Annotated in this window: 14 protein-coding genes; 5 read left to right on the top strand and 9 right to left on the bottom strand. The window is 66.6% G+C overall.

What is annotated here, in order from left to right:
* The first annotated feature begins 114 nt into the window (after window positions 1-114).
* Complete coding sequence (locus IJ15_RS0109330; protein WP_031938068.1) at window positions 115-630, top strand: hypothetical protein; 516 nt, start codon at window positions 115-117, stop codon at window positions 628-630.
* Here IJ15_RS0109330 and IJ15_RS0109335 read toward each other — a convergent pair.
* From IJ15_RS0109335 to IJ15_RS0109355, 5 genes are all read right to left on the bottom strand, one after another.
* Window positions 600-1,850 carry a cytochrome P450 gene (locus IJ15_RS0109335; protein ID WP_031938069.1) on the bottom strand — a complete coding sequence of 417 codons (1,251 nt, stop codon included), beginning with the start codon at window positions 1,848-1,850 and terminating at the stop codon, window positions 600-602. The two genes, IJ15_RS0109330 and IJ15_RS0109335, sit on opposite strands and share 31 nt — an antisense overlap.
* A 207-nt stretch (window positions 1,851-2,057) precedes the next feature.
* The gene (locus IJ15_RS0109340; protein ID WP_031938070.1) at window positions 2,058-2,309 is read right to left on the bottom strand and encodes a WhiB family transcriptional regulator; all 252 of its coding nucleotides are present in this window, start codon (window positions 2,307-2,309) and stop codon (window positions 2,058-2,060) included.
* Window positions 2,310-2,334: 25 nt separating this feature from the next.
* A complete protein-coding gene (locus IJ15_RS0109345; protein ID WP_156112066.1) occupies window positions 2,335-2,877 on the bottom strand; it encodes an HNH endonuclease in 543 nt (180 codons plus the stop codon).
* Between the two features lie 506 nt (window positions 2,878-3,383).
* The gene (locus IJ15_RS0109350) at window positions 3,384-5,507 is read right to left on the bottom strand and encodes an oxidoreductase (RefSeq protein ID WP_031938072.1); all 2,124 of its coding nucleotides are present in this window, start codon (window positions 5,505-5,507) and stop codon (window positions 3,384-3,386) included.
* Between the two features lie 113 nt (window positions 5,508-5,620).
* The gene (locus IJ15_RS0109355; protein ID WP_231569477.1) at window positions 5,621-6,223 is read right to left on the bottom strand and encodes a TetR/AcrR family transcriptional regulator; all 603 of its coding nucleotides are present in this window, start codon (window positions 6,221-6,223) and stop codon (window positions 5,621-5,623) included.
* A gap of 97 nt (window positions 6,224-6,320) precedes the next feature.
* Here IJ15_RS0109355 and IJ15_RS0109360 point away from each other — a divergent pair, with 97 nt between their 5' ends.
* Window positions 6,321-7,424, top strand: a complete 1,104-nt coding sequence (locus tag IJ15_RS0109360; protein ID WP_051918687.1) for an ABC transporter permease — start codon at window positions 6,321-6,323, stop codon at window positions 7,422-7,424.
* Between the two features lie 211 nt (window positions 7,425-7,635).
* Window positions 7,636-8,172 carry a hypothetical protein gene (locus IJ15_RS0109365; protein WP_031938075.1) on the top strand — a complete coding sequence of 179 codons (537 nt, stop codon included), beginning with the start codon at window positions 7,636-7,638 and terminating at the stop codon, window positions 8,170-8,172.
* Between the two features lie 106 nt (window positions 8,173-8,278).
* Here IJ15_RS0109365 and IJ15_RS0109370 read toward each other — a convergent pair whose 3' ends face one another.
* Genes IJ15_RS0109370 through IJ15_RS0109375 form a run of 3 tightly spaced genes read right to left on the bottom strand, consistent with a single transcriptional unit; the run spans window position 8,279 to window position 9,654 of the window.
* Window positions 8,279-8,665: an HsmA family protein gene (locus IJ15_RS0109370; RefSeq protein WP_031938076.1), complete on the bottom strand. Its 387-nt coding sequence runs from the start codon at window positions 8,663-8,665 to the stop codon at window positions 8,279-8,281.
* Window positions 8,666-8,674: 9 nt separating this feature from the next.
* Window positions 8,675-8,851 carry a hypothetical protein gene (locus IJ15_RS26975; protein WP_331281019.1) on the bottom strand — a complete coding sequence of 59 codons (177 nt, stop codon included), beginning with the start codon at window positions 8,849-8,851 and terminating at the stop codon, window positions 8,675-8,677.
* Window positions 8,776-9,654 (bottom strand): hypothetical protein, encoded by an 879-nt coding sequence (locus tag IJ15_RS0109375; RefSeq protein WP_231569478.1) that lies wholly within the window; start codon window positions 9,652-9,654, stop codon window positions 8,776-8,778. The genes IJ15_RS26975 and IJ15_RS0109375 overlap by 76 nt, the downstream gene beginning before the upstream one ends.
* A gap of 243 nt (window positions 9,655-9,897) precedes the next feature.
* On the opposite strand from IJ15_RS0109375, the gene IJ15_RS0109380 reads away from it, so the two are divergent.
* Window positions 9,898-10,365, top strand: coding sequence for a hypothetical protein (locus IJ15_RS0109380; RefSeq protein WP_031938078.1), 468 nt, complete (start codon window positions 9,898-9,900; stop codon window positions 10,363-10,365).
* A 47-nt stretch (window positions 10,366-10,412) separates the two neighbouring features.
* Complete coding sequence (locus IJ15_RS0109385; protein ID WP_051918689.1) at window positions 10,413-10,931, top strand: hypothetical protein; 519 nt, start codon at window positions 10,413-10,415, stop codon at window positions 10,929-10,931.
* A 341-nt stretch (window positions 10,932-11,272) separates the two neighbouring features.
* Here the strand turns inward: IJ15_RS0109385 and IJ15_RS25265 are convergent, their stop codons facing one another.
* Window positions 11,273-11,689 (bottom strand): hypothetical protein, encoded by a 417-nt coding sequence (locus tag IJ15_RS25265; RefSeq protein ID WP_156112067.1) that lies wholly within the window; start codon window positions 11,687-11,689, stop codon window positions 11,273-11,275.
* Between the last annotated feature and the right edge of the window lie 86 nt (window positions 11,690-11,775).

Consider the following 11,775-nt stretch of genomic DNA (forward strand, 5'->3'; position numbering starts at 1 on the left):
GCTCGATTATCGCCGATCTCGTCTGTTTGCACGAGGCCGAACTCGGCGGGGCGTGATGTTCTGGTTGTGGGCCTTCGCATCCCAGCAGCAAGCACCCTCCCCGAGGTGAGAATCATGGCAAGCACCACCATGCACGCGGGCTCGGCCACCCACGCCCACACCAGGTCGACCGCCACCGGATGGACGATCAGCGGTGTCGGATTCGCTCGGATCCTCTACGGCGCTCTTCCCCTGGCGCTCCTCGCCAACGGATTCGCGGCAGGTACCGGTCTCGCGACCCCGGCACTCACGACGCTGGGGATCGTGTTCGTCATCCACGGCATCGCCCTCACCGCACTGGCGGGAGTGCTCACCGACAGTGACATCGCCGCGGCGGTCGCAGTAACGCTCGACGCCCTCGTCGCCGCCGGCGCGGTGGTGCTACTGGCCGCCGGATGGAACCACTTCACCGCCGAGGCAGGACTGATAGTGCTCGGCGCGGTTGCCGTGGCCGCCCTGTCCGCTGTCGTCGTCGCCCTGGCGGTCACCATGACGACACGCCGAGGCCGGGCCGATCCCTCCTCGGATCGAGTCCCGGCCCCGTTGCCGCGCAGTCGCTCTCAGTGGACCACCGGGCACTTGCCGGCGTAGTCCACCTGGAGTTCCTTGATGCCGTTGATCCACCCCGACCGCAGCCGCCGCGGATCCCCGAGCTTGGTGATGTCGGGCATGTGGTCGGCGATCGCATTGAACATCAACTCGATCTCCATGCGCGCCAGATTCGCACCGATGCAGTAGTGCGCGCCGGTGCCACCGAAACTGAGGTGGTCGTTGTCGGCTCGCGTGATGTCGAATCGTGTGGGGTTGTCGAACACGTCCTCGTCGTAGTTGGCGGACGAGTAGAACATCACGACCCGGTCGCCCTTGCGGATCTGCCGGCCGCCGAGTTCGGTGTCGGACAACGCGGTTCGCTGGAATCCGACGACCGGGGTGGCCCAGCGGATGATCTCGTCGACCGCGGTGGCCGGACGTTCCCGCCGGTACAACTCCCACTGGTCGGGGTTGTCCATGAAGGCGAGGATCCCGTGGGTGATGGCATTGCGGGTGGTCTCGTTGCCGGCAACCGCGAGCAGCAGCACGAAGAACCCGAACTCCTCGGAGGCCAGCGCATCGCCGTCGATGTCGGCCTCGACGAGCTGGGTGACGATGTCCTGCGCGGGACACTTGCGCCGCTCCTCCGCCATCGCGTACGAGTAGGCGAGGATCTCCGCGGACGCCGTCGCGGACTCCTGCGCGAACTCCGGATCGTCGTAGCCCATCATCTGGTTGGACCAGTCGAAGATCTTGTGCCGGTCCTCCTGCGGCACACCGATCAACTCCGCGATGGCCTGCAGCGGCAACTCGCACGCCACCTGTTCGACGAAGTCACCCGAGCCGGCGGCAACCGCCTGCTGGACGATCTGCTCCGCCCGCGCCTTCAGCGCCGGACGCAGACTCTGGACGGCGCGCGGGGTGAAGCCGCGGGCGATGACCTTGCGCAGCTTGGTGTGCTCGGGCGCGTCCTTGTTGATCAGCAGGTGCCGCATCATCTCGACGGTCTCGCGGGGCATGTCGTCACCGAAGCGGGCGATCGCGGTGTTCTCCCACGTCGAGAACACCTCACTGTTGCGGGAGACCTCCTTGACGTCCTCGTGCCTGGTCACCGCCCAGTAGCCCTCGTCGGCGTATCCGCCCTTCGTCGGCGGCTGCTCCACCCACCAGACCGGAGCAGACCGGCGCAGCGCGGCGAACTCCGCGATCGGTAGTCGCTGCTCGTACACATCGGGGTCGGTGAAGTCGAAACCCTCGGGGACACCGGGAACTGTTGCCACGCCATGCTCCTTCGCTCGGGGACATCGCCGACCACATTCGGCGTCCGCACATCCCATCGTCACACGGCCATCGGCGATGCCGCTTGGACTCTTCGGACAGCGAACCGGGGGAAAGTTGTGCAACCCGCACATGCCCGCCGGAGATTGCCGCCGGGAACCGCAGGAGACGAACGTGCCCAACCCCCGGAATCCGGCCGGGTGGTCCTTTCACCGGACCGGGCGGCCGCGCCGGTACTCGCGGCCACCCCACACCCCGGTCTGGCCGGTGGTGGCCGCATAGGCGCCGCACGCGGCGGCGATGGGGCAGCGGGCGCAGACGCGGGCGGCGTAGTCGAAGTCCTCGCTCGGATCCGGGAACCAGCGGTCAGGGTGGCAGTCGCCTCGGCAGGCGGCGACATCCCAGTCGGTGGTGTCGTCGGTGACCGACAGCAGGTCAGCCAAGGTCATCATGGTGGTCATCGAATGTGCCTCCTCTCAAGGCGATTCACGGTGCCGGGGTCAGGTCGCGCCAGATCGCACGCTGGCGTTTGGCGTCGTCTCGGGGTGCCCGCGGCTGCCACAGCATCGGCATGCCGGCCTCCTCGGGGGTGCGATCGGCCTTGCGGCCGTTGCAGTCCGCGCAGGCGGCGACGAGGTTGCCGTAGGTGTCACCACCGCCGCGGCTCTTGGGGAACACGTGGTCGACCGTGCGGGCACCGCCGCGGCCGCAGTACGCGCACCGGTAGTGGTCGCGCACCAGGATCGCCGGGAACGTCGCACGGGAGTCGTCGTCGACCACCGGCCGGGGCGGGGTGTGGACGTACTCGAGTAGCTGAATGGTGCGGGGAAGCGGGATCGCGACGTGCTGGGAGCGCACCACGAACCGCGGCGTGTGCTCGACGAGCGTGACCGCGAGCTCTTCGGCGACCAGCACCACCGCGCGTGCGGCGGGTACGACGTCGAAGTCCTCGTACGTGGCATTGAGCACGTGCACGCGGGTATTCATCCAGGTGCGCGCGGTGATCGCGGTGGGGGATGTGCGGGCCATGACAATCGACAACCTCATCTCGTGGGGAGTGGCGGGTTCTCGAGGTGTGCAGCCCGTTGCGTGGCCTGGGTCGGCCATCAGGTCACCGGATGGTGGCCGGGGGTTCGGGGCGCGCACGCCCCGAGAGGAGGGGCGTCAGAGGACGCGGAATCCGGCTGTGATGCCGGGCTTTTCAGCGGTCCGGTCCAGGCGCTGAATCAGCGGATGCTGCATGCACAATGAATACGTGTAGGTGTTCATCCGACTGTTCCTTCCTGATCGCATGGCCGGTTCCGGATCACCAGTGTGCCACGACTCGCCGCAACCATGCCGGAATTTTTCGTCGAACGCGGGTCGACCCGCCTCCCCGAGGATGGTCAGGAACCTTGTTGCGCCCCAGCACATCTGAATCGTGCCGGGGTCTCAGCCGTGCGCGGATGCTCGTGACGGGGCCGGCGTGCGACCTGCCGAACAGGCGAGGCCCCGTCGCAGATGCGACGGGGCCTCCACCCTCCCTGAGGGGTGTCCTACAGCGTGGTGGCGGTCTTCCAGGCCGAGTGCATTGCGCCTTCGATGTAGTCGACCGATCCGGCGTCGCCGACGACACGGACCTCGACACCGGACGCAGAGAGTTCCTCCGCGAGTGGCGCTGCCGCGGACACGCCGGTGGCGACGATCACCATCGAGGCCCGCACCGACAGCGTTTCCCCGCCGGCAATGAACTCGACGGTCTTGCGGGTGATCCGCGTCAACGTGGCGTTGCGGTGGATGTTGACTCCGTTTTCACGGGCATGCTTGACCGCGGTCCACCGGCGCGGCATAGCCATCGGGACGCCCAGTTGTCCGCCCTCGGCGACGAGGGTGACGCGGCTGCCGCGTTCGGCGAGGAACTCGGCCAGCTCGAGGCCGACGAGGGATCCGCCGACCACGACGACGTTGCGGGTCATCGGCAAGAACTTCAGGAACTTGCTGCTGAGGAACCGGATCTTGTCGGGGCTCTTGGTGATTCCGGTGAGGCCGCCGAGCCGGCCCATCAGTCGCAGCCACGGAGATTGGCCGGTTACGTCGCCGGACCCGGTCATGAGCGCGCGCATGGTGTCACCGGTGTGCACGTGCGGCAGGTCGCCGCCCGGGACGGCGGGGCGTTCACGGACGGCACCGGTCGCGACGACGACCGCGTCGGGCGAGAGCGCACGGACGGACTCCGCGGTGGCTGTGGCGTTGAGCCGGATGTCGATACCGAGGCGAGCGGCCTCGTTCTTCAGCCAGTTCAGCAGCCGCCCGTTGTCGGGGGTGGTCAGCGTGGAGAACCACAAGGTGCCGCCGACCCGGTCGGCCTTCTCGAGCACGGTGACGCGGTGCCCGCGTTCGGCGGCGATGCGCGCAGACTCGAGGCCTCCCGGGCCGGAGCCGACGACGACGACGTGCTTGCGTGCCTTCACAGCGGGGAACGGCAGCAGGGTTTCGTTGCCGAGGGCCGGGTTGACCGCGCACAGAGGCGTGTCGTCCCAGAAGTTCTCCTGCACGCACACGTAGCAGTTGATGCAGGGGCGAACCCGCTCGGGCGTACCGGCTTTGAGCTTGTTCACTACATCGGGGTCGGCGAGCAGCTGACGGCCCATCGCGACGAAGTCGGTGCGTCCTTCGGCGATCATCTTCTCACCGACCTCAGGCAGCATGCGGCCGACGGTGATGACCGGGACCGACACGGCGTGCTTGATGACGGTTGCGTTGTCGGTGTAGAAGCCGACCTTGTTCGGCAGCGGGCCGTCGGTGAAGTTCGCGAATGCGTTGAGGGCGGTGCCGGTGACATGGATCGCGTCGGCACCAGCCTGCTCGAGCAGTACCGCCGCGGCGGCCGCTTCGCCGGGTGCCATGCCTCCGGATTCGCCGTATTCCTGACCCGCCAACCGCACGATCACCGCGAGACCGTCGCCGACCGCGGCCTTGACCGCGCGCACGACCTCGCACGCGAGTCGCGCCCGGTTCTCGAGCGAGCCGCCGTACTCGTCGGCGCGCTGGTTCGAGTAGCTGCTGAGGAACCCGCCGAGGACGTAGTTGTGGGCGCAGTGGATTTCCACCGCGTCACCGCCGGCCTTCTCCACTCGGACGGCCGCCTCGGCGAACATTCGGACCAGCCAGTTCAGGTCGTCCTTCGTGGCTTCATGGTAGGTCGGCTTGTTGCCGCCCTGGATGGCGGCCATCTTCTTCAGTTCCGCCGGCGTGCAGTCGATCATCGCGCGCATGTCACTCGGCGGCTTGGGCTGCGAGGGGACGAGCATCGGGCGGTCTTCGAGAGTGTCGATCCGGGCGACCCTGCCGTGATGGGTCATCTGGACACACAGCTTGCTACCGGTCTCGTGGACGGCGTCGGCGAGCGCCTTCAGGCCCGGAATGAACCGATCCTCCGACAAGCCCGGTTCTTTCTCGCTGGCACAACCGAGCGGATACGCGACCGCGCAGCAGCCGGTGATGATCATTCCGGTGCCGCCGGCGGCGCGGGTGGCGAAGTGCTCGATGTCGGGCTGGTGGATCTCACCGTCCTCGCACAGGTTCATGTCCATGGCTGCGAGCACCACCCGGTTGTCGAGGGTGATCGGGCCTATGGCGCCGGGGGCAAGGAGATGGGCGAAGGTCTGGGTCTCACTCATGAGGGAAGCAATTCCTGGGGATAGGCGAATAAACTCGAGATGGATCGAACGGCGTTGTGCAACAAGGGCGGATGTGCGCACCCGGTCGGGTATCGGTGGACGCTCGGCGACATTCAGATGAGGGCCTGCAGAGCGTCGCCGTAGCGTTCGACGATGGCGTCGATCGGCGCTGCCAGCAGCCAGGGACTTTCGACGACATACAGGGCGGTCATCAACCCCGACAACTGCGCTGCGAGCAGGTGGGCGCGCAACTCGGCATCGTCACCATCGAGGCGCGGCACCAGAGGAGCGATGAGCATCTGTTCGATCGCCTCCTGCAGGTGCTCGCGGACGGCAGGGCGATCCGACGCGCGCACGAGCGCGGCGTAAATAGCATTGGATTCGCGTGTCTGCTGGGGTCGGGTGCGTCGGACGACGAAGTCCACCAGCGCCCTGCCCAGCCCGTCGAGCGGGCCCTCGACGAGATCGACGAACGCGTCCGACATCGTCATGGTCCGCACGAACAGCTTTTCCTTCGAGCCGAAATACCGGATCACCAGCGCAGGGTCGACGCCGGCCTGGCGCGCGATATCGCGCACTCCGGTGGCCGCATAGCCCTGTTCGGCGAACAGTTCCGCGGCCGCCGCATGCACGGCGGCGCGATTGTTGGTGGTACCGGTACTGGCACCGTGCTCGATCTCACCAGACATGCCTTGCCCTTCGCTCGCAGTTTCCAACCCCTAGTCAACGATGTTGACACCCAAGATGTCAACAGTGTTGACTGCCTCACCGTCATCAATGTTGACGAGTAGTCATCAGAAAGGGTTGGTGCGCATGCCCGACACTCACCGCCACCGCCATCCCGATTGGGACCAGGCACTCGAGGCCGACATCGAAGCGGTCGCCCCGGCCATCGGTCACGACGGCCCGAGCACGTCCCAGACGACCCCCGCCGCCGCTGCCCCGTGGCGCACGATCGTCGAGTCGATGGTCTTCCCACTGTTCTTCGCGGTGATGTTCGCGCTGTGCTACGTCAGCGCGTTCCACAATCCGACGCCCCACGATGTCGAGGTCGTCGTGGCCGGACCCGAGTCTGCAGCGACCACGCTCGTCGAACGCCTCTCCCCCACCGTCGGGGACAAGTTCGCCCTCGAGACCGCAACCGATACCGCGGCAGCACTCGATCGGCTGCAGAACCGCGAGATCGCCGGTGTCATCGAGCTCGGCGCACCGATGAACGTGCACGTCGCATCCGGTGAGAGCGTGATGACCGTGCAGGCAGTCGAAGGGCTCGCCCAGCCGCTCGCCGCCGCGCAGGGCGTCGAACTGAATGTCGTCGACCATGCGCCGCTCGCGGCGGACGACCCCACCGGCACCGGCCTGTTCTACCTCGTCATGGTCTGCACCATCGTCGGCTACCTCACCATCACCGTGCTCTCCCAGGTGGCGCCGCGGATGCGGCTGCGGCAGCAGCTCGGTGTGCTGGGTGTGATGTCGGCGATCGGCACGCTCCTCGCCTACCTGATCTCGGCGATCTTCGTCGGCTTCTACGGCGCATCCTTCGCTGCCAGCGTGGCGATGCTCGCCGTCGTCGTCGCCTACACGATCATCGTCGGCCTGGTCACCATCGTGGTGAACCGCATCTTCGGCAAGGCCGCAATCATGGTCGTGATGGCTCTGATGATCTTCGTGAACTTCCCGACCGCGGGGGGCGCGTTCCCCGCGGACTTCCTGCCGGGATTCTGGTCGATGCTGAGCAACTTCTGGATCGGCGCAGGCGCTCTGGACGCCGCCAAGTCGATCATCTACCTCGACGGCGCCGGCGTGGGTCACGGGCTCCTGATCCTGGGCGGGTGGCTCGTCGTCACCGCGGCGCTGCTCGCTCTCACGCAGCTACGCAAGCGTGCTGCCGCGCCCGCAACCTCCCAGGCGCACTGATCCGCATATAGAACCGGTTGCCCGCACAGACCGAGCGCCGCCCAGGAACCTTCCGGGCGGCGCTCGGCTTTGCAGCATGTCTGACAGATGTCGAGCCCGACGATGGGCGTGGGCAAGACCGTCCCCATATGCGTGGGGTGCCGCCGGTATGGTTGGCCCCGATACGGGACCGGGGTCTCTGGGCAGCTCCCGCGGAGAAGGGGGTGGCTCGGTGGCGACCGGCCTCGGCTTGCGGATCACCCGTCTACGTGCCCTTATCGACCACCCGGCTACTGGTGATGGTGAGCGGTCGGCCGCGCAGCGCATGCTTGACCGGTTGCTGCCTGAAGCTGGTCGCAGTGTGGTCGGCGATCGGGTCTACGGCGGGAGATACGGTCACGCTGGACGACACGCGAGCCTGCCGCGGATTGTGGAACTGATCGATGCGGATATCGCGTTCGCTCGGACGTTCACGCGGCCGGGGTCTGCTGCTGAAGTGGCTGTGTACAGTCCCCTCCGTGACGCTCCCGCAGAGGTCACGTATGCCGTCGACTCACCGTCCGACGGCACGATCGTCATCACGATCGAAGCAGTTCCTGCGGGTTGGGGATGGGACCGAGAGGACGGTGTCGAGACCGTCAGCCCAGCACTCCAGGCACTCGCTGATGAACTGGCGGAGATCATGAATCGCTACAACCGTGACGGCTCGGATGTCGGCAAGAGGTTCTTCGGCACTGTTCGTGCACAGGGCGTCACACTGGTGTGGTAGCTGGTGGAATCGGCAACGACCGCAACATATTCCCGGACGCGTCTCCGATCACCCAAGCAAAGGAGCCGTGACAAAGAACTTGCGCCCCAGCCCGGCCCGGGCCGCGCTAGCCGGTCATCGCTCCGATGGCCCCCGTGAAGTAGGGCACCAGCCAGATCGTCCACACGGCCAGGCTGAACTGGTGGAACTTCGCCTTCTCGGAGGGACGATCACGGAGCAGGACGATGACGGCCCACACCAGGTGAATGGCCATGAGCACGATGGCCACTCCTCCGGTGACGATCATGATCCTGTCGAAGGTGGATGTTCCGGTTTCCGTTGACTCGTCGGAGATTCGGCTCATCAGGAAGGTGCCGGTGGCGTCGCAGACCAGGCCGAGCGCGAAGGCGCCGGCATGCCACCACTTCAGGGTCTTCTGGATGCGTTCCGACCACACGCCGACGGAGTAGAACACCAGGGCAAACGTGATGACGATGATCGCGGTGGCCAGCATTCCCCGAGGCTAGCCGGGGCTTGATGCCGATCCGCGACGCCTCGCCGCGACGCGCTCCGGGGTGCGCCGCGGGAGGCCCCGCTGTATGACTCCGCTATCGAGTTCGTCGATCACACCGACGGATTCGACTCCGGGCACGGTGGGCAACTCCGGGATGAAGCCGTATCGGCCGCGGATGGCGTGCAGGTCGCCGGCATGGACGGGTACGGCGAGCACCCGGACCGTACCGCCAGCAGCGGCGGCCACGGCCAGTGCCGGCCGAGGCTGCCCCGCGCCCGTAGGAAGCCGAGCCCGAGGACGAGGCCGAAGATCAGGTGCCCGATCAGCGAGAGTGTGATCGTCGTCGGCGTCAGCGGAAACATGTCGTCCTCACCGCGCGACGACAGGGCAACCGTTGCAATGAGCCCGGCCCATACGGGCACCACCGCGCCGGTGACGAATGCGATAAGGACCGTGCGGCGGGACCGATGGTGGAGGCCCAGCGCGAGGGCGATGAGGAAGAAGGCGATTCCGATTCCTCCGCCGTCGCCGAAGTAACGCCACAGGTAACCGACGATCGCGCCGGTCTGGGTGTCGGTTCCCGAGTGGAGCCAGGTACCCATTTTCGGAATGAAGTCGTCCCAGAGACCGAGCAGATAGACGGTGTCGAGGCGGAAGACGTCATAGACCAGACACGCGAACATTCCCCAGCCGAGGCCGTGGCCGACGATGCGATCGATCGGGTGCGGAGCGATCACGCACAACACCACGAGGACGGCCGCGAGCGGAATGATCACCAGAGCGCCGGTGGCACTCATCGGCGCGACGCCGAACACCTGCGCCGAGATTGCGAGCAGCGGCAGGGACGCGAGCAGCAGGTACATGCCGATCCGGGCCAGGGTCCAATGGTGACGGACCGCCTTCCGGACGGATTCGACGGCGGGCCGGGCTGCGGCGGGCGGCCCGTGTTCGTGCACGGCGGTGATGGCGATACCGGGGATACGGGGCATGGTGGGCGGGGTCCTTTCGGTTGGGGGACCTCTCTCGACGAGTGGCCGGTTTCCGAGGCCTCTCCAGCGTCCGTCGGGTGCCCTGCCTGCGAATAGTCCCCCGAGGGGTGGTGACCAGCCACCCCTCACCCCCCGATGACTGCGACCTGCACTCATGCCGCCCCGCCCGTCGGCGCTACTCTGCTTTCCTGCAGCAACCTTCGCCCTGCGATCGCGGCCGGGCCACATCATCTGGGGGCAGTCGTGGGCTATGCGTCCTTCACCAACTGGCGACGACTGGACGGTGACCCGGACGTCATCTGGCACGCATTCACCCACCCGATGGAGACGGGGCTGTACGAAGAGCACAAGACGGAGACCGTGCTCGGGCCCGACTTTGCGATGGCCGCAGGGCACGGCTGGGACAGCAAGCACGGCGAGGAATGCGACTTCGACGTCGTCCGATGGACCATCACCCGGCACGTGCCGAACGAAGTGTTCGAGTTCTCCGGCAAGCAGCGGGGGATCCGGCAGAACGTCGTGCTCACCATGGAGCCCACGGACGGCGGCCACATCGTGACCGAGACCATCCACTTCCGCCCGGCACTTGCCGGCAAGCCGGGTGCGCAACTGCTGTCCTGGCTGCTCCTGACCACCGGCCTGCTGGCCAAGGTCGGCAATGACCGCGGCGAGAATCTCGACCTGCTCGAACAGCACGTCGCAGCCATGTAGCGGAACCTGTCGGCGCCTCGAATGATCTGGGGAAGTAGGCTTTTGAAGTGACGGATCCGATTTCGAGCGGGATCGCGGCCCTGCGCGCTGCGGGATGGGCGTGGGAGCCTGCAGGTGACCGGAAGGTGGTGTTTCCGGGTTCTCGCTACGAGGTGGTGCCGCCGCAGTTCTCGGCGTGGTCGTCGGCCTTCGGGCGCCTGTCGAACGCGGATGAGACAGTGTGGTTTCTGTCCGCAGGCGACTACTCGGCCGTCGGGGAAGACGCTTTTGCGTGGAACGAGTTCGAGATCATGAGTTTGGACGCCGCGGAGACCGACGAGCAGGCCTCGGCCGTCGTTGGCTTCTGGGACCGCCACCTTCCGATTCTGTTGTCGGTGAAGGACGGTTACTCGTATGTCGCGCTCGGGACGTCCGGGGAGGGTGCTGGCAGGGTGATCCTCGGCGGTGAGCCTGAGTTCGAGGAATCGGTGCCGCTAGCGGACGACTTCGACGAGTTCCTCGCCATCATCGCAGGCCGGCGGAACCCCGCCGATCCGCGTCGGTGGAACTTCCTCTTCGACAAGTGAATCGCTTCCTGCGTGGCCGGCACCTCAGCCCGGCACATCCAGGAGTCGTGTGGTTGCCGTGTCGAGATGCAGCGCAGATTGGCGAGACCCGCCCCGCTACTTTGGCGGGTCTCGGGCGAGTCGCCGAAGTTCGGCAAAGTAGGTGCGTCGGACCGCGCGATAGTTCGAGGGGCATACGCCCACCCTTGACCCGACTCCCCTTCACGATGGGAGCGGGCTGACTGCTGGGGTTCGGAGCACATCGAGGCCGGCTTTGGCCGAAAGCGCGTAGGTCGAGGCAGCGGGGAAGATATTGGCGGAGCAAACCATTGATGGTCTCGTTGCCGCCGCCATACCTCTCGTCAGGCAGGCGTAGACGGCCCGCGATCGTCGAAGTCATCGCTATTGGCGGCATGCTTGGCACGAAGAGCCTCGAGTTGGGCAGACTTGGCCGCAGACCTGCGTTCGCGGGTGGCGGCGGTACGACTCGGAGCCGGTGCCGGGGCTGGAGAGTGGCGGGGAATTCCCGGGCGACGCGCTGCGGCCTGCGGAGGCGCGGGGGTCTCGACGGTGCGCACCGCGTCGGCCAGCAAGACGAACGGGAGGATGAAGACCCAGAGGAAGATTCGGTACTCGCCACTGTCGAAGAACACGGCCAGGTAGATGCCGTAGCCCAGGAACGCGATGCCGATGAGACCGTTGACAACGCGGCGGCCGAGGCCCAGTTCGGAAGCCACCAGCGCCACAACGATCACGACGATTCCGCTGACGAACAGCATCGCCACATAGAAGCCGAACACGTATTTCCCCCGTCCCGAGCAGAAAGAACGATGATCAACCTAGATCACCGGCGCCGAGTTCGAGC

This window comes from Prescottella defluvii, from assembly GCF_000738775.1.
Classification (GTDB): domain Bacteria; phylum Actinomycetota; class Actinomycetes; order Mycobacteriales; family Mycobacteriaceae; genus Prescottella; species Prescottella defluvii.